This window comes from Streptomyces sp. NPDC024555, from assembly GCF_055559335.1.
Map to the genome: position 1 here is coordinate 1 of NZ_JBVHKV010000036.1, position 17,691 is coordinate 17,691.

The window sequence follows — 17,691 nt, forward strand, 5'->3', positions numbered from 1 at the left end:
CCGGGTGCGGGTCCTCGTACTGGACGTACTCGGGCCTGTGCCCGGTGCGGCGAGAGCGCGTGCATGGCCCCGCGGGGCAGGCGGCAGTGTGACGACAGGACCTAGCCGACGGCCAGCAGCCGCTCGTACGCCCCGCGCAGCCCGTCGGACGCCTCGTGCCCGGCGGGCTGCAGCGGTTCGCGGACCGGCCCCGCGTCCAGCAGCGCCTTGGCCGTGACCGTGCCGGGCAGGCCCGAGGCCATCATCAGTTCCGTGAGCGGCGTCAGCCGCGCGTTGAGCCGCGCCGCCCCGGCCGTGTCCCCGGCGTCGAAGGCGTCCAGGACGGCCCGCAGCGCACCGGGCGCCACATTGGCCACGGTGCTCACAAATCCGGCCCCGCCCACCGCGTACAGCGGCAGGTTCCACTCCTCGCACCCCGAGTAGTACGCGAGCGAGGTCGCCGCGATCACCTTCGTGCTGCCGAGCAGATCCATCGCGCAGTCCTTCACCGCGACCACGCGCGGATGCTCCGCGAGCCGCAGCATCGTCTCCGGCTCGATCCGGGTGCCGGTGCGGCCGGGGATGTCGTACAGCATCACGGGCAGTCCGCTCGCGTCGGCGACCCGCCGGAAGTGCGCCTCGACGGCGGCCTGCGGGGGCCGGCTGTAGTACGGGGTGACGACCAGCAGCCCGTCGGCACCGGCCTGTTCGGCCGCGCGGGCCTGCGCCACGGTGTGCCGGGTGTCCGCGGTGCCGATGCCCGCGATCAGCGGCACCCCCGGCCCCACCGCCTCCCGGACCGCGCGCAGCAGTGCGGTCTTCTCGGTGTCGGAGGTGGTCGGGGACTCCCCGGTGGTGCCGTTGAGCACCAGCCCGTCGCAGCCGGCGGCGACCAGACGGGACGCGTGCGCGGCGGCGGCGTCCGGGTCCAGGGCCCCGTCGGCGGTGAAGGGCGTGACCATGGCGCACAGGGCGCGGCCGAAGGGGCGGGGGCGGGAAACGTCGTGCGGTGTCATGTCCGCAGTCTCGGGCCCATCGACCATGAAGGTCTACTTAGATCTGCTCTGGATGAAGGTGAAGCAGAACTCAACTATCGCGCTGTTCTGGCATGATCGGCCGCAGACGCGGGGCGGGGCGACCAGGGGCGGGTGCGTGGGGATGCGGACGGCGGCGGACACGGGTAGGCGCGGGGCGGCGGCGGCGCTGGCGCTCACCGGAATGCTGGGACTCTCCGGGTGCGCCGGATTCCTCGTCCCGGCCGGCGAGGGCGAGCCCGGCCCCAGTCCCTCGCCCACCTCCTCCGGGGCGGTGCGCGCGACACCCCCGAGCCCGATCGACGTGGCGACACCCGGGGCGCCCCGTCCGGGAGCCCCCACCCCGCCCGCCCCCACGCCCACGCCCACCGCCACCGGCTGCCCGTCCTCGGGCCTCGTCGTCACCATGGGCCCCGTCGAGGCCGCCATGATGCACCGCGCCGTCGGCCTCACCCTGACCAACTGCGGCAGCGAGCCCCGGCGCGTCGACGGCTACCCCTCCGTCCAGGCCCTCGACGAGAACGGCGACCCGCTCCCCGTCAAGGTGAACCCCGGCGGCTCGTACTTCGGACCGGACAAGGGCCCCGAGTCGGTCATGCTCGCGCCCGGGAAGACCATGCGCTCCCTGCTCGTCTGGGTCTCCACCCCGACGGGCGGCGACCTGATCGAGGGCGACGCCCTGGAGATCGCCCCGGCCCCCGGCCTGGAAGCCCGGACCTTCCCGCTGGAGGGCAGCGACGTACGGCTCCTCGACGAGTTCAACATGACGGGCTGGCGCACGAAGATCGCCGGCTGACCGTCAGGAGGCGGGTGCACGCGGTCCGCCGGGCGCTCAGCGCCTGGCCATGTACAGCCCGAACGCCCTGTGCAGCACCCTGTTCACCGGGAAGTCCCACTCGCCGACGTACTCGGCGGCCTCCCCGCCCGTTCCCGCCTTGAAGCGGAGCAGGCCCACCAGATGGCTGCCCTCGTCCAGGGTGTCGGTGATGCCGCGCAGATCGTAGACGGCGGCGCCCCGCTCGTGCGCGTCGCTCATCATCCGCCACTGGACCGCGTTGCTGGGCTGCACCTCGCGGCGGCGGGCGGTGGACGCGCCGTAGGAGTACCAGACGTGGGAGCCGACCGTCAGCATCGTCGCCGCGGACAGCACCTCCCCGTCGTGATGGGCGAGGTACAGCCGCATCCGGCCGGGGTCCTCGGCGCGCAGCTCCGTCCACATGCGCTCGAAGTACGCGAGCGGACGGGGGATGAAGCGGTCGCGCTCGGCGGTCTCGCGGTACAGCTCGTAGAAGACCGGAAGATCCTCGGAATCCCCCTCGACGACCTTCACACCCGCCTTCTCGGCCTTCTTGATGTTCCGTCGCCACTGCTGGTTCAGCCCCTCGCGGACCTCGTCCAGCGAGCGGCCGGCCAACGGCACCTGGAACACGTACCGCGGCTGCCCGGCGCTGAACCCCGAGCCGTCGCCGCCGTCCGACACGGGCCGCCAGCCCAGAGCGCGCAGTTGCCTCTCGACCTCGGCGGCGCGCGGGTCCGTCGTGTCCGCCGGCACGTCCCGCAGCCGCACCGCCGCCGGATCCGCGATCGCCTCCTTGACCGTCCGCGCCTCCCAGCGCCGCCCGATCACCGGCGGGCCCATCCGGACCGTGAACGCGCCCCGCGTCCTGGCATGCGCCACCAGCGGCTCCAGCCACCGGCCCAACCCGCCCTCGTGCCACGGGACGACCGGCCCCTCCGGCAGATACGCCAGACAGCGTTTCAGCCGGGGGACCGGGCGGTACAGCACCAGCCCCGCCCCCACGATCCTTCCGTCGGGACCGGTCCAGCCGATGCTCTCCGCCCGCCAGTCCGGCTTCACCCCGCCCCACGACGGGACCTGCATATGGCTGGCCGAACCCTGTCCGGCGACGAACGCCAGATGCTGTTCGCGCGTGATCTCCCCGACCCTCAGCGTCATACGGTGCTCCGTTCCTCGTCCGGCCGGCCGGCCGGTCCGCCGGTGGTCCCAGTCTGGTTCGGCACACCCGGATGAGAGCGCGGACGCACCGCAGGGGTCCGCCGGTTGCGCGCACCACCGCCTTCTCCTCCGGGTGCCGGGCGGCGAGGGGCGAATTGCGTCTACGCTGGGGGGCCGCCCGACCCCGTACGCGACCGGGCCGCGGCCCGGTGACGCGTACGTCCCGCACGTTCCGAGGAGACCCCCCTGATGTCCGCAGAGCGCCCCACCCTGCCGCCGGTACGGCTGCACACCGAGGCCGAGCTGGCACGGGACGCGCTCGCCGCGCCGCTGCTCGCCCGCGCCGCCCGGCTCGCCCGCTGGGCCGGTCCCGGGACGAGGGTCGGCGCCGGCGGCGAACTCGTCGACGCGCAACTGCCCGCGGCGGCCGAGCACCTCGGCCTCGCGGCGGACGAGGACGGCGCGGCCGAGGCCAGCGAGGCCTGGCGGCTCGCGGTCGACACCGGCCTCGTCGAGGTCGAGGACCCGTCGCCCGACGCGGACCGGGACGAGGACGGCTTCGACGCGCAGGCGGAAGGGACCGTCACCGCGGGCGAGAACCTGGCGCTGCTGACCGGCGGTTCGCCCCAGGACGTCCTGTCCATCTGGCTCGACGGCCTGGAGGCCGCCCACGCCGACGCCACCGCCCCGGTCTTCGACGACCTCACCGACCTCGTCGGCGAGGACGGCTCCATCGACTTCGAGGCCCTGGACTGGGACCCGGAGAGCGAGGCCGAGTTCCTCGACGGGGTGCTCGGCAACCTCTACCTCCTCACCGTCGGCGAGGGCGCGGGCGACGCCCCCGTCCCGCTGCCCGCGCTCGCCGCCTCGATGATCGTGCCCGACGACATGGGCGAGCCCACGGACGACGTCCTTGAACAGGTGTCGGACGCGATGATGCGCCTGGACGACCAGTTCCGGGTCCTCGAACCGATCGGCATCGTCGAGTACCGGCCGGTGGACGAGGCCCTGCTCGTCGAGGAGAGCGAGGGGGACGCCCCGCCCGCCGACGACGAGGACGTCTCCCGCTACGGCATGGTCCGGCTCACCCCGCTCGGCGTCTACGGCATCCGGGCCCGGATGCTGGAGGCCGGAGTGGACGCCCCGGCCATCGGCGACCTCGCGGACAAGGGCGCCGACGCCCTGCTCGCCGGGATCGCCCGGTACCCCGAGGCCGCCGCCCGGGGCGAGATCGAACTCTGGCTCGCCCGGCACGGAGCCGAAGGCGCCGCCGCCGGACTCCTGGAGGCCGCCCGCGGCAACGACCCCGAGGCCCCGCTGCGCCGGCTCCACTGCCAGCAGGCCCTCGCCCTGGTCGGCGCGGAGGCCGAGGACGCCGTACGCGGGGTGCTGGGCGATCCGGAACTGGGCGGCCTCGCCCGCGTCTGGCTCGCCGAACGGGGGGCGAAGGACGTCCCCGCCCCCTCCGAGACCATGATCTTCTGGCTGGCCATCGACACGATCGCCGCCCAGCTGGAGGCCGACGGCGACCTCGACGAACTCCAGGGCCTCGTCGAGGGGCTCTCCGGCCAGCACAGCGGCTTCTTCGACGAGGCCTGGCGGGTGGACCACCCGGCGACCGCCGACGTCCTGGAGGCCGTGGGGCGCCTGCACAGCGACAAGAAGCAGGCCAAGGACGCCCGCAAGGCCGCGTTCAAGGCCCGCTCCCGGAGCGGCTCGGCCGGCTGAGCACGCCAGGGCCCCGACCGGGGAGACCGGCCGGGGCCTCCGGCCCGGGGCCGGGTGCGGAACCGGGGATGTTCACGGAAGGGCTTCCCTCGAAGTCGTCCGCAGTTCAACTGGTGTTGGGGCGGGGACGGGACCGTGATCGGGCCAACAACCCGCCCCAGCAGCACCAGGAGTACGTGATGGCCTTCACGCGCAGGGAATTCACCAGACAGTCCGCCCTCACCGGCGCCGGTATCGCCCTCACCGGAACCGTCTCCGCCCTGGCCACCGCACCCGGCGCCCTCGCCGCCGAGGACTCGAAGCACGGCCACGGACACGGTCACGACGAGCACGGGCACGGCCACGGTCACGACCGCGAGCCGGGCTACGGCCCGCTGCTCCCCGACCCCAAGGGCCTGCTCGCGCTGCCCGCCGGCTTCTCCTACAAGGTCATCACCCACTGCGGCGTCACCAAGCTGGAGAGCGGCGAGTACACCCCCTCCAACCACGACGGCACGGCCGCCTTCGAGGGCGCGCGCGGCGTGACCCTGCTCGTCAACAACCACGAGCTGAGCGGCACCCGGGCCGGCTGGGACCACCCGGTCCCGCTCACCGACGGCCTGGTCTACGACCCGATAGCCGCCGGCGGCTGCACCGTCGTGGAGACCCGCCGCGACGGCCGCACCGCCGAATGGGTCGGCATCGCCGGCACGTCCACCAACTGCGCCGGTGGCGCCACCCCGTGGGGCACCTGGCTCACCTGCGAGGAGACCGAGGACAAGGCCGGCAAGAACGGCCTGCTCAAGGACCACGGCTACGTCTTCGAGGTCGACCCCTACGACAAGCGCGCCAACCGCGACCCGCGCCCGATCAAGGCGTTCGGCCGGTACGCGCACGAGGCCGTCGTCATCGACCCCAAGCAGGGCCACGCCTACCTGACCGAGGACGCCTCCGGCCCCAACGGACTGCTCTACCGCTGGGTCCCGCCGCACGGCTTCAAGCACGGCCGCGGCAAGCTCCGCACCCTCGCCGACGACGCCGGTGTCCTCCAGGCCTTCAAGTGCTTCGACAAGGGCGGCCGGTTCGTCGACGACCTCTCCCGCGCCACGGCGATCGGCACCGTGTACGGCGTGGACTGGGTCGACGTGCCCGACCGCGACGCCAGGACCGTCTCCACGCGCAAGCAGTTCGGCGACAAGGAGATCACCCGCGCCCGCAAGCTCGAAGGCATGTGGTGGGGTGACGGCGGCACGTACATCGTCTCCTCGTTCGCCCGCGCCGAGAGCCCCGTGCAGCACGACGGACAGGTCTGGTTCTACGACCCGAAGCGGCGCACCCTCACCCTGAAGGTGCTCCTCGGCGTCAACGCCGACCCGTCCAAGGACGGCGCCTTCGACGGACCGGACAACATCACGGTCTCGCCCTACGGCGGGCTCGTCATCGCCGAGGACGGCGAGGGCGTCCAGCACCTCTTCGGGGCGACCGAGAGCGGCCGCACCTACCCGATCGCCCGCAACGAGCTGAACATCGGCTCGGCGGACGACCCGGAGTACAGCGAGTTCACCGGCGTCACCTTCTCGCCCGACGGCAGGACGCTGTTCGCCAACATCCAGACCCCCGGCATCATGGTGGCCATCACGGGGCCCTGGAAGCGCCAGCACAACAAGTAGGACCCCGCGCGGTCCGCGGGCGCCCCGGCGGCGGGCGGGGCCGGGCGCCCGCGGACCACGCGCGTCCCTACAGGGACTGGGCGGCCGGCTTCACCATGCCGCGCACCGTCCGCGACTTCACGAACTCGCCCATGGCCGTCATCTCCCACTCGCCCGAATACTGCCGGATCAGCTTGGCCATCATCACGCCGGTCTGCGGCTCGGCGTTGGTCAGGTCGAAGCGGACCAGCTCCTCGCCGGTGGCCGCGTCGAGCAGCCGGCAGTACGCCTTGGCGACCTCGGTGAACTTCTGGCCGGTGAACGAGTTGACCGTGAACACCAGCCCCGTCGCCTCCGGGGGGATCCGGCCCAGATCGACGACGATCACCTCGTCGTCCCCCGCGCCCTCGCCCGTGAGGTTGTCCCCGGAGTGCTTGATCGCCCCGCCCAGAATGGTGAGCTTGCCGAAGTAGCAGCTGTCCAGGTGGTTGCGGTTGGGGCCGTAGGCGATCACCGAGGCGTCGAGGTCGATGTCCTTGCCCCGGAACGCGGGCTCCCAGCCGAGCCCCATCTTGACCTGGGAGAGCAGCGGACGGCCGCCCTTGACCAGGGACACCGTCTCGTTCTTCCGCAGATCGACCCGGCCCTTGTCCAGATTGATCCGCCCGGGGGCGGCGGCCGGGGCCGGGGGAGCGGGCGGGGCGGCGGGCGGTGCCTGCGGAACCGGCGGGGCGGCGATCCTCGGGTCCACCGGGGCGGGCGCCGGCACCGGGGGTGCGACCGGGGCGGGCGCCGCCGCGGGCTCCTCCTCCACCGAGACCCCGAAGTCCGTGGCGATCCCGGCCAGCCCGTCGGCGTAGCCCTGGCCCACCGCCCGGACCTTCCAGGCGCCGCCGCGCCGGTAGACCTCCATGACGACCAGCGCCGTCTCCGCGCCCAGCCGGGGCGGGGTGAACGTGGCCAGCGGGCTGCCGTCGTCCGCGTTGCGCACGGTCGCGGTCGGCTCGATGCCCTGGAAGGTCTGGCCCGCCCCGTCCGGGCTCGCCGTGACGACGATCTTCTCGATGGCGGGCGGCACCGCGGCGGTGTCCACCACGATCGCGTCCGGCGCGGTGCCGCCGCCGGAGCGGTACGTCACGCCCGCACCGGCCGGCTGGTTGTAGAAGATGAAGTCGTCGTCGGAGCGCACCTTGCCGTCGGCGGTGAGCAGCAGGCCCGAGACGTCGAGCCGCACGGGGGCGGCGACGTCCACCGCCACGCGGACGGCGGGGAGAGGGAGGTTCGAGCCAGGTGTCATTGCGGTCATGTCCGACGTAACGAACGACCCGGCTTTGCCGTTCCCTTACCTTCCGGCTCCTTCGCCCGGACGGAGGCAGCGGTCGCGGCGGCCGTTCAGTACGGCCAGACCGGCGGATGGGTGCAGAAGTGCCCGCCGAGGTGGGCGTGATCCGGATTGTCCGGGTCCAGTTCGCCCTGCTCGGCGATCAGCTTCTCCGCGAACTCCTCGGAATCGTCCCTCGGCGCGTACCCCAGCGACCGGGCCGACGTCAGGTCCCACCACAGCCGGGTGTTGTCCGACGAGCCGTGGACCACGGTGTGCCCCACGTTCTCGGCGGTGAGCGCGGCGTCGAAGAGCCGGGCCCCGTCGCCGGGGCTCATCCACACCGACAGCATCCGCACCGAGGTCGGCTCCGGGAAGCAGGACCCGATGCGCACCGAGACGGTCTCCAGTCCGTGCCGGTCCCAGTAGAGCTGCGCCAGGTCCTCCCCGAACGACTTGGACAGTCCGTAGAAGGTGTCCGGGCGGCGCGGGGTCCCGATCGGGATCAGCGGGTCGCCCGGAAGCGGCCGGGGCGTGAAGCCGACGGCGTGGTTGGAGGAGGCGAAGACGATCCTCCGCACGCCCTCGGCGAGCGCGGCCTCGTACAGGTTGTACGTGCCCTCGATGTTCGCCCGGAGGATCTTGTCGAACGAGGCTTCCAGGGAGATGCCCGCAAGGTGGATGATCGCGTCGACGCCCCGTACGGCCTCGCGCAGTGCCTCCTTGTCCGCGAGGTCGGCGGTGATCGCGTCCGGTTCGCCCTCGATCGGCATCATGTCGAGCAGCCGGAGCGTGTAGCCGTGGGCGGGCAGCAGGTCCCGCATCAGGGTGCCTAGGCCGCCGGCGGCGCCGGTGAGCAGGACGGTGCGGGGGGCGGGCATACGGGGGCTCCTCGGTACGGGGGCGGCTTGGCTCGCCGGGTCCTTGGATGGGGTTCACATGCGTGGACAAATTAGGGAGCGGTGAGGGTCGGCGTCAAGGGGGGTTCGCGGCGCGTACCTCGACCGTTGGGCGGTTGGTATCCGCCTTGACCCCGCCGACCCTCTGCTCTAGCGTGAAGGCGTTCATGAATATGGACGCTAATCAGAAACGTGCACGCCTGAAGCCGCTCAGGGAGCGCCCCGTGACCTCAGCCCCTCTCGCCGCCCGGCTCACCGCCGTCGCCGGGCCCCTCTTCTTCCCCGTCACCGCGTACGGACCGGACGGTTCCGTCGATCTCGAAGCCTTCCGCGCGCATGTGCGCGCCGGTGTGGACGCCGGCGCGGCGGCCGTCTTCGCCTGCTGCGGCACGGGGGAGTTCCACGCCCTGACCCCGGAGGAGTTCCGCCTCCTGGTCGCCGCCGCCGTCGAGGAGACCGCGGGCGAGGTCCCCGTCGTCGCCGGCGCCGGCTACGGCACCGCGCTGGCCGTGCAGTTCGCGCGGCTCGCCGAGGAGGCCGGTGCCGACGGGCTGCTCGCCATGCCGCCGTACCTGGTCGTCGCCGACCAACGGGGACTGCTCGCCCACTACACGGCGCTCGCCGGGGCGACCGGCCTGGAGACGATCGTCTACCAGCGCGACAACGCCGTGTTCACGCCCGAGACCGTCGTCGCCCTCGCCCGGACCCCCGGCATCATCGGGCTGAAGGACGGCTACGGCGACCTGGACCTGATGCAGCGGATCGTCAGCGCCGTGCGCACCGGACTCCCGGACGGGGACTTCCTGTACTTCAACGGGCTGCCGACCGCCGAACTGACCGGTCTCGCCTACCGGGGCATCGGCGTCACGCTCTACTCCTCGGCGGTCTTCGCCTTCGCTCCCGACATCGCGCTGGCCTTCTACCGGGCGCTGGAGTCCGGTGACGACGACCGTGTCAACGCCCTGCTCGACACCTTCTACCGCCCGCTCGTCGAACTGCGGGCCAAGGGCCGCGGGTACGCCGTCTCGCTGGTCAAGGCCGCCGTCCGGCTCCAGGGCCTGGACGTCGGGGAGGTCCGCAGCCCCCTCACCGAGCCGCCGGCCGCGCACCTCAAGGAGCTGACGGAGATCATCGCGGCAGGCCGGGCCCTGCTGGACGGCGGGGAAGCGGAGGCGCGCGGATGAGGGCGTCGGCCTTCCTCTACCCCTGGGACGTCGTCGGGGACCCGGGCGCCGCCGCCCGGATCGCTGAGCTGGGCGTCCAGCAGGTGACGCTGGCCTCCGCCTACCACTCCACCCGGGCGCTGACCCCGCGTCACCCGGACCACCGCATCGTCACCGCCGAGCACGCGGCGGTGCTCTACCCGCCGGATCCGGCGCGCTGGGCGGGGCGGGCGCTGCGCCCGTACACCTCGTCGTGGGTGGCGTCGCAGGACGCCTACGCGGAGGCCGCCGAGGCACTGGCCGGGGCCGGTCTGGACGTGCACAGCTGGGTGGTGCTCGCGCACAACTCGCGGTTGGGCGCCGAACATCCGGACACCTCCGTGGTGAACGCCTACGGCGACCGCTATCCGTGGGCGCCGTGCGTCGCCCGGCCCGAGGTGCGGGCGTATCTGGTGGAGCTGGCCGCTGAGGCGGCCCCGCGCGCCGGGGCGCGGGGCACCGAGCTGGAGTCCTGCGGCTGGTACGGCTTCGCCCATCTGCACGCGCACGACAAGGTCGCCGGCGTCGGACTCGGCGACGCGGCCCAGTACCTGATGTCGCTGTGCTTCTGCTCCGTCTGCCGGGACGGGTACGGCGCGCGGGGGCTGGACGCCGGGGAGGCGGCCCGTGCCGTGCGCCGGGCGCTGGAGCCGGTCTGGGCCGGCGGGGCCGACCCGGGGGCCGGCTGGGACGCGGTGGAGAAGCTGCTCGGCGCGGATCTCGCGGCCGCCACGCTCGCCTTCCGCACCGAGGTGGCCCGGGGGCTCCAGGAGTCGGTGGTCGCCGCGGTGCGGGCCGCCGCCGCGCCGGACTTCCAGGTGCTGCTGCACGCGGACCCCGCCCCGTACCGCTGTGGTGCCAACGCCGGGGTGGACGCCGGGCACATCCTGTCCGTGGCCGACGGCGTGGTGCTGCCCTGCACGGGCGGGGACGCCGCCCGCGAGGCGGTGATCGGCCCGTTCGCCGGCCGGGAGGGCGTCGTCGCGGCCAACTTCACCGTGGTCGGGGGGATGGGCGGCAGCCCGGACACCCTGGAGCGCGACGCGGCGCACGCCGTCTCGCTCGGCGCGAACCAACTGCGCCTGTACCACGCGGGCCTGGCCCCGGACCGTGATCTGGAGGCCGTGCGCGCGGCGCTGTCACACCTCGGCGGCTGACGGCGGGCCGGCGGCGGCGCGGTCCCGCCGGCCCGTGACCAGCAGCGCGGCGGTCAGCAGGGCCGCCGCGCCGATCAGGGACAGCAGGACCGGGAGGTCCGTCACGGCGACCAGCCCCGCCCCGAGGGCCAGCGCGGCGGCGTTCGGGGCCATCATCAGGGTGCCGGCGGTGGCGGACGTCCGGCCGAGGAGCGCGTCCGGGGTCTCCCGCTGGACGGCCGTCATCGCGGCGATCAGGACGCAGGGCAGCCCCGTCCCGACGAGCCCGCAGGCGACCAGGGCCACCGTGTCGTCCGGGACCGCGCGCGCCACCACCGCCACCCCGAACACGGCGATGCCCGCCGCCGCGAAGACCCGTTCCCGCATCCGGCGCATGAGCGGTCCGGCGAGCAGCCCGATCGCGACGGAACCGGCGCCCTGGGCTACGGAGAGCACCCCGGCGTACGAGGGGGAGCGGTCCAGGGTGCGGTCCAGGACGGCGTACAGGGTGGCCCCGTTGAGACCGGCGCAGAGCATCGTGGCCCCCGCGGCGAGGACCAGCGGACGCAGGCTCGGCGACTCCCGGATGTGGCGCAGGCCGGCCGCCCAGCCGCCGCGCCGGTCCGTACGGGCCTCCTCGGCCCTTCCGCGGGTCCTGAGCAGGGCGTACAGCCCGGCGGCCAGCGCGAAGGACGCGGCGTCCAGGAGGGCCACCGCGCCGCCCCCGTAGCGGGCGTAGAGCGCGGCGCCGGTCAGCGGCGCGATCAGTTTCATGCCCTCGTTGGCGGTCATCCGCAGCCCGTTGAAGTCGCCGAGCAGCCGGCTCTCCACGGCCTGGGCGACCAGGGCCGATTCGGCCGCGTCCGTGAGCACGAAGCTCGTGCCGTACACCACGAGGACCGCGAACAGCAGCCAGATCCACCCGGCCGAGTCCACGGCGGTCAGGGTGGTCAGCAGCACGGCCATGACCAGGTTCGACCCGACGAGCAGGGCCTTGCGGGGCAGCCGGTCGGCGAGCGCGCCGAGCGGGGGCCCGAAGAGGACCGGCAGCCAGACCGCGAAGAGGGCGAGCGCCGCCAGACTGCTCGAACCCGTCAGCGACTTGACCCAGACCCCGGCCGCCAGCGTCATCGCCGAGCTGCCGAATCCGGAGACGACGATCGCCGTCAGGAACAGCGCGGCCGTCCGGTCCCCCAGGACCCGCCGTGCCGCCGACTCCGCCACCGTACCCACCCGAACCTCCCTGACCTGCACGTCCGTTACGCAGTCAGGCTGCGGGCTGAGGCCCGGGGCGGGCATCGGGCGGATGCCCTAGCCGGCCGGGGCGGCCGGGTGCGGGTCCGGGGGCCGGATAGGGCAGTTGCCGCGTTCCGCGAAGTTCTTCTGCGAGAAGCGTTGACGAAACATTCCCGGCGCCTCTAGCTTCATCGCGTCGTACTTCGTACGTCATATATGAGACGCGATACGCGAGATGCGAGAGCCCTTCACCCATGACCTTTGCGCCCACCCCGATTCCGTCCCGCACCCAGTACGTGCTGGAGGCGATCAAGCACGCGATCCTCACGGCGCAGCTGAGACCAGGGCAGGCGCTCGTCGAGACCGAACTCGCCGCGCGGTTCGGGGTGTCGAAGACCCCCGTCCGCGAGGCGCTCAAGACGCTCGCCGGCACCGGACTCGTCGTCATGAGCCAGTACAAGGGCGCGACCGTACGCCTCGTGGACGCGACCATGGCCCGCGAGGTGTACGACGTACGGCTGCTCCTCGAACCGGAGGCGCTGCGCCGCTCCATCACCCGCAGGGCCTCGCTCGACGAGGCCCAGGAGGCGCTGGAGCGGGCCGACTCCTCGGGTGACCAGGCCGACCGCTCGCTGGCCAACCGGGACTTCCACCGGGCGCTCTACCTGCCCTGCGGCAATCCGCTGCTGGCCCGGATGCTGGACGAGGTCCGCGACCAGGCCGCCCTGGTGTCGACCGTGGCCTGGTCGGCCAACCCGTCCTGGGAGCGGGAGGCGGCCGAGCACCGGGAGATCCTGCGGCTCGCGCTGGCCGCCGACGCGGACGCGGCGGTCCGGGCTCTGCACGACCACATCGCGTCGTTCGTCCGCCGCGCGTTCCCCGACGACGAAGACGGGGGTGACGCGGCGTGAACCGGCACACCGACGAAAGGCCTGTCCGCATGGACCTCACCCCGCTGAAGGCGGCCCTCGCAGATGTCGTGGCGATCCCGGTGACCCCGTTCGCCGAGGACGGCACCATCGACACGGACCGGCACCGCGCCCTGCTGCGCAGGCTCCTCGACGGCGGCGTGCGCATCCTCACCCCGAACGGCAACACCGGGGAGTTCTACGCCCTCACCCCCGAGGAGCGGCGCACCGTCACCGAGCTGACCATCGACGAGGCCGGGGACCGCGCCACGATCCTGGTCGGGGTGGGGCACGACGTGCCGACCGCGGTCGCCGCCGCCGAGCACGCCCGGGACGCCGGCGCGGCGATGGTGATGGTGCACCAGCCCGTCCACCCGTACGTCTCGCAGGACGGCTGGATCGACTACCACCGGGCGATCGCCGAGGCGGTCCCCGGACTCGGGGTCGTCCCCTACATCCGCAACCCGCAGCTCGACGGCTCCTGTCTGGCGGTGCTCGCCGACAGCTGCCCCAATGTCGTGGGCGTCAAGTACGCCGTCCCGGACGCCGCGCGCTTCGCCGCCTTCGCCCGGGACGCGGGACTGGAACGGTTCGTCTGGGTGGCCGGCCTCGCCGAGCTGTACGCGCCCTCGTACTTCTCGGCCGGCGCCACCGGCTTCACCTCCGGCCTCGTCAACGTGGCGCCCGGCGTCTCCCTGGCGATGCTGGAGGCGCTGCGGGCCGGCGACCACGCGGCCGCGATGAAGGTGTGGGAGCGCATCCGCCGCTTCGAGGAGCTGCGCGCCGACCGGCAGTCCGCCAACAACGTGACTGTCGTCAAGGAGGCCCTGGCCTCGCTCGGACTGTGCGACCGCGCGGTGCGCCCGCCCAGCCGGGTGCTGCCCGAGGCCCAGCGCGCCGAGGTCGCCGACGAGATCGCCGGGTGGTCCATATGACCGCCCGCATCGCCCCCGAGGAGCTGCGCAGCCACCAGTGGTACGGCACGGACGGGCTGCGCTCGTTCAGCCACCGCGCCCGCACCCGCCAGCTCGGCTACCTCCCCGAGGAGCACCTGGGCAAGCCGGTCGTCGCGATCCTCAACACCTGGTCCGACATCAACCCCTGCCACGTCCATCTGCGCGACCGGGCCCAGGCGGTCAAGCGCGGGGTCTGGCAGGCGGGCGGCTTCCCGCTGGAGTTCCCCGTCTCCACGCTCTCGGAGACGTTCCAGAAGCCGACCCCGATGCTCTACCGCAACATGCTGGCGATGGAGACCGAGGAACTGCTGCGCTCCTACCCGGTGGACGGGGCGGTGCTGCTGGGCGGCTGCGACAAGTCGACCCCGGCGCTGCTGATGGGCGCCGCCTCCGTCGACCTGCCGGCCGTCTTCGTGCCGGCCGGTCCGATGCTGCCGGGCCACTGGCGCAACGAGGTGCTGGGCTCGGGCACCGACATGTGGAAGTACTGGGACGACAAGCGGGCCGGACTCATCGGCGACTGCGAGATGGGCGAACTGGAGAACGGCCTCGCCCGGTCGCCCGGCCACTGCATGACGATGGGCACCGCGTCCACGCTGACCGCCGCCGCCGAGGCGCTGGGCGTCACCGTCCCCGGCGCCTCGTCCATCCCGGCCGTGGACTCCGGCCACGACCGGATGGCCGCCGCGTCCGGACTGCGGATCGTCGACCTGGTGTGGGAGCAGCGGAAGCTGTCGCGGATCCTCACGGCGGAGGCGTACGAGGACGCCGTCGCCACCGTCCTCGCGCTCGGCGGCTCCACCAACGCGGTCATCCATCTGATCGCCATGGCGGGCCGCTCCGGGGTGAAGCTCACCCTCGACGACTTCGACCGCATCGCCCGCACCGTGCCGGTGCTGGCCAATCTGCGCCCCGGCGGGAAGTACCTCATGGAGGACTTCCACTTCGCCGGCGGACTGCCCGGCTTCCTGGCCCGGATCGCCGATGTGCTGCACCTGGACCGGCCCACCGTCGCCCACGACACCCTGCGCGAACAGCTCGACGGGGCGCTCGTGCACAACGACGACGTCATACGGGAGCGCTCCGACGCCCTGGCCGAGGAGGGCGGCGTGGCGGTGCTGCGCGGCAACCTCTGCCCGGACGGGGCCGTCATCAAGCACATCGCCGCCGAACCGCACCTGCTGCGCCACACCGGTCCCGCGGTCGTCTTCGACGACTACCGGGAGATGCAGCGGACCATCAACGACCCGGCGCTGGCGCTGACTCCGGACCATGTGCTGGTCCTGCGCAACGCCGGCCCCAAGGGCGGTCCGGGGATGCCGGAGTACGGCATGCTGCCGATCCCCGACTACCTGCTGAAGCAGGGCGTCCGGGACATGGTGCGGATCTCCGACGCCCGGATGTCCGGCACCAGTTACGGCGCCTGCGTGCTGCACATCGCCCCCGAGTCCTTCGTCGGCGGCCCCCTCGCCCTCGTCCGCACTGGCGACTCGATCACCCTGGACGTCGGGGCGCGGCTGCTGAGCCTGGACGTGACCGAGGAGGAACTGGACCGCCGCCGGGCCGCGTGGACCCCGCCGCCCGCCCGGTACGGGCGCGGCTACGGGGCGCTGTACCAGGACCAGATCACCCAGGCCGACACCGGCTGCGACTTCGCCTTCCTGGCCCGGCCGGGAGAAGTCCCCGATCCGTACGCCGGCTGAACGGCCCCACGGAATTCGGGCGCCCCGCCCTGTTCGGCATACCGAACACCATGCGGCAAGCGCTTGCGCACTACACGCATCACCCCGCACGACACCCCCTGTGAACCCCCGGCACCACCCCGCACCCCCGTACCAGAGAGAACGGAGACGTGTCATGGCCCAAGCCTCCGCCGCGGCCACACCGCCCAAGGTGCCCAGGCGCCGCTCCGCGAACCCCCGCAGCCTGCCGTATCTGCTGATCGCCCCGGCGGGGCTGCTGATGCTGGGCTTCATCGCCTACCCGGTGCTCAGCGTCTTCTACTACAGCCTGCAGAACTACAACGTCACCAAGCCGTGGCGGAACGGCTTCGCGGGCCTCGACAACTTCACCCGGATCTTCACCGAGGACGACCAGTTCTGGACGACCCTGGGCTTCAGCGCCCAGTGGGTGGTCACCCAGGTCGCGCTCCAGCTCGCCCTCGGCCTCGGACTCGCCCTGATCGTCAACCAGACCTTCATCGGCCGGGGCATCTCCCGGGCCATGGTCTTCTCGCCCTGGGCCGTCTCCGGCGTGCTGACCAGCACCATCTGGATCCTGCTGTACAACTCCTCGACCGGCTTCAGCCGCTACCTCGCGGACGCCGGGATCGGCGAGTACGGCACCTCGGTGCTCTCCGACACCGGCACCGTCTTCTGGGCCGCCACCGTCGCCGAACTCTGGCGCGGCGTCCCCTTCTTCGCCATCCTCATCCTCGCCGACCTCCAGTCCGTCTCCAAGGAGCTGTACGAGGCGGCGGCGGTCGACGGCGCCGGGCGGCTGCGCCAGTTCTTCCACATCACGCTGCCCCACCTCAGGGACGCGATCATCCTCTCCACCCTGCTGCGCGGGGTCTGGGAGTTCAACAACGTCGACCTCCTCTACACCCTCACGGGCGGCGGACCGGCCGGCGAGACCACCACCCTGCCGCTCTACGTCGCCAACACCGGCATCGAGGGGCACGACTTCGGGTACGCCTCCGCGCTCACCACCGTCGCCTTCGTGATCCTCCTCTTCTGCTCGATCGTCTATCTGCGCCTGAGCAAGTTCGGAGGCGACCACAAGTGACTGCCGCACTCGCCGAGAAGAACGGCACCGACACCACCCGGCCACCCGCCCCGGACCCCGCCGCCCGCGCCCCGCGCCGCCGGCCCCGGCCCGGCCGCGAACGCGCCTTCGACGACGTGCCGCGCTGGCAGATCTACGTCCCGCTCGGCATCTACCTGGTCTTCACCCTCGTCCCGTTCTACTGGATGTTCCTCTTCGCCGTGCGCCCCGCGGGCTCCACCTCGCTGGTGCCCTGGCCCATGACCGGGGAGCACTTCTCCAAGGTCTGGAACGAACGCAGCTTCGCCGTCTTCTTCCAGAACAGCATGATCGTCGGGGTCTGCACCCTGATCTGCACCACCCTCGTCGCCCTGGCCGGCGGCTACGCGCTCGCCCGCTTCGACTTCAGGATCAAGGGCGGCTTCATGCTGGCCCTGCTCTGCTCCCAGTTCATCCCCGGCGCGCTGATGCTCGTCCCGCTCTTCGAGATCTTCAAGAACCTCCAGATGATCAACTCGCTGGGCAGCGTGGTCATCGCCGAGACGGTCTTCCAACTGCCGCTCTCCATCATCCTGATCAGCGGATTCATCAAGAACGTGCCGCCCTCCCTGGAGGAGGCCGCCTGGGTGGACGGCTGCTCCCGCTTCCGGGCCTTCTGCGCGGTCGTCCTGCCGCTGCTGCGCCCCGGACTCATCGCCGTCGGCTCCTTCGCCTTCGTGCACAGCTGGAACCACTTCCTGTTCGCCCTGATGTTCCTCAGCGAACAGGACAAGCAGACGATCCCGGTCGGCCTGAACACCCTCATCGGCGCGGACAGCGTCGACCTGGGCGCGCTCGCCGCGGGCGGAGTCATCGCCGCGGTCCCCGTGGTGATCGTCTTCGCCTTCATCCAGAAGTGGCTGATCACCGGCTTCAGCGCCGGCGCAGTGAAGGGGTGACGG

15 protein-coding genes are annotated in these 17,691 nt (G+C 72.7%); 10 read left to right on the plus strand and 5 right to left on the minus strand.

Annotated features, from left to right (window positions below):
• Positions 1–101: 101 nt before the first annotated feature.
• Positions 102–995 (minus strand): 4-hydroxy-tetrahydrodipicolinate synthase, encoded by an 894-nt coding sequence (gene dapA, locus ACZ4FH_RS36150; RefSeq protein ID WP_467310279.1) that lies wholly within the window; start codon positions 993–995, stop codon positions 102–104.
• Here dapA and ACZ4FH_RS36155 point away from each other — a divergent pair.
• On the plus strand, positions 994–1,809 hold the full coding sequence (locus tag ACZ4FH_RS36155; RefSeq protein WP_467310281.1) for a DUF4232 domain-containing protein: 816 nt from the start codon (positions 994–996) through the stop codon (positions 1,807–1,809). The genes dapA and ACZ4FH_RS36155 overlap by 2 nt on opposite strands.
• A 36-nt stretch (positions 1,810–1,845) precedes the next feature.
• Here ACZ4FH_RS36155 and ACZ4FH_RS36160 read toward each other — a convergent pair whose 3' ends face one another.
• Positions 1,846–2,970, minus strand: a complete 1,125-nt coding sequence (locus ACZ4FH_RS36160) for a lipid II:glycine glycyltransferase FemX (protein ID WP_467310282.1) — start codon at positions 2,968–2,970, stop codon at positions 1,846–1,848.
• A gap of 249 nt (positions 2,971–3,219) precedes the next feature.
• On the opposite strand from ACZ4FH_RS36160, the gene ACZ4FH_RS36165 reads away from it, so the two are divergent.
• Entirely contained in the window at positions 3,220–4,698 is a 1,479-nt protein-coding gene (locus tag ACZ4FH_RS36165; RefSeq protein ID WP_467310284.1) for a hypothetical protein, read from the plus strand.
• Positions 4,699–4,877: 179 nt separating this feature from the next.
• Complete coding sequence (locus ACZ4FH_RS36170; RefSeq protein ID WP_467310286.1) at positions 4,878–6,347, plus strand: alkaline phosphatase PhoX; 1,470 nt, start codon at positions 4,878–4,880, stop codon at positions 6,345–6,347.
• Positions 6,348–6,414: 67 nt separating this feature from the next.
• Here ACZ4FH_RS36170 and ACZ4FH_RS36175 read toward each other — a convergent pair whose 3' ends face one another.
• A complete protein-coding gene (locus tag ACZ4FH_RS36175; RefSeq protein ID WP_467310288.1) occupies positions 6,415–7,632 on the minus strand; it encodes a TerD family protein in 1,218 nt (405 codons plus the stop codon).
• A gap of 86 nt (positions 7,633–7,718) precedes the next feature.
• The gene (locus ACZ4FH_RS36180; RefSeq protein WP_467310290.1) at positions 7,719–8,528 is read right to left on the minus strand and encodes an NAD-dependent epimerase/dehydratase family protein; all 810 of its coding nucleotides are present in this window, start codon (positions 8,526–8,528) and stop codon (positions 7,719–7,721) included.
• Positions 8,529–8,770: 242 nt separating this feature from the next.
• Here ACZ4FH_RS36180 and ACZ4FH_RS36185 point away from each other — a divergent pair, with 242 nt between their 5' ends.
• Entirely contained in the window at positions 8,771–9,730 is a 960-nt protein-coding gene (locus tag ACZ4FH_RS36185; protein WP_467310292.1) for a 5-dehydro-4-deoxyglucarate dehydratase, read from the plus strand.
• Positions 9,727–10,905 (plus strand): hypothetical protein, encoded by a 1,179-nt coding sequence (locus ACZ4FH_RS36190; RefSeq protein ID WP_467310294.1) that lies wholly within the window; start codon positions 9,727–9,729, stop codon positions 10,903–10,905. Before ACZ4FH_RS36185 ends, ACZ4FH_RS36190 begins: the two co-directional genes overlap by 4 nt.
• Here ACZ4FH_RS36190 and ACZ4FH_RS36195 read toward each other — a convergent pair.
• Positions 10,888–12,108, minus strand: a complete 1,221-nt coding sequence (locus tag ACZ4FH_RS36195; RefSeq protein ID WP_467310338.1) for an MFS transporter — start codon at positions 12,106–12,108, stop codon at positions 10,888–10,890. The two genes, ACZ4FH_RS36190 and ACZ4FH_RS36195, sit on opposite strands and share 18 nt — an antisense overlap.
• A 266-nt stretch (positions 12,109–12,374) precedes the next feature.
• Here ACZ4FH_RS36195 and ACZ4FH_RS36200 point away from each other — a divergent pair, with 266 nt between their 5' ends.
• The 5 genes from ACZ4FH_RS36200 (at position 12,375) to ACZ4FH_RS36220 (ending at position 17,688) form a co-directional block, all read left to right on the plus strand.
• Entirely contained in the window at positions 12,375–13,031 is a 657-nt protein-coding gene (locus ACZ4FH_RS36200; protein ID WP_467310296.1) for a GntR family transcriptional regulator, read from the plus strand.
• 29 nt (positions 13,032–13,060) lie between these two features.
• A complete protein-coding gene (locus ACZ4FH_RS36205; RefSeq protein WP_467310298.1) occupies positions 13,061–13,963 on the plus strand; it encodes a dihydrodipicolinate synthase family protein in 903 nt (300 codons plus the stop codon).
• The gene (gene araD, locus ACZ4FH_RS36210) at positions 13,960–15,687 is read left to right on the plus strand and encodes an L-arabinonate dehydratase (protein WP_467310300.1); all 1,728 of its coding nucleotides are present in this window, start codon (positions 13,960–13,962) and stop codon (positions 15,685–15,687) included. Before ACZ4FH_RS36205 ends, araD begins: the two co-directional genes overlap by 4 nt.
• Before the next feature lie 154 nt (positions 15,688–15,841).
• Positions 15,842–16,771, plus strand: a complete 930-nt coding sequence (locus tag ACZ4FH_RS36215; protein ID WP_467310302.1) for a carbohydrate ABC transporter permease — start codon at positions 15,842–15,844, stop codon at positions 16,769–16,771.
• The gene (locus ACZ4FH_RS36220) at positions 16,768–17,688 is read left to right on the plus strand and encodes a carbohydrate ABC transporter permease (protein WP_383649585.1); all 921 of its coding nucleotides are present in this window, start codon (positions 16,768–16,770) and stop codon (positions 17,686–17,688) included. The genes ACZ4FH_RS36215 and ACZ4FH_RS36220 overlap by 4 nt, the downstream gene beginning before the upstream one ends.
• Positions 17,689–17,691: the final 3 nt, after the last annotated feature.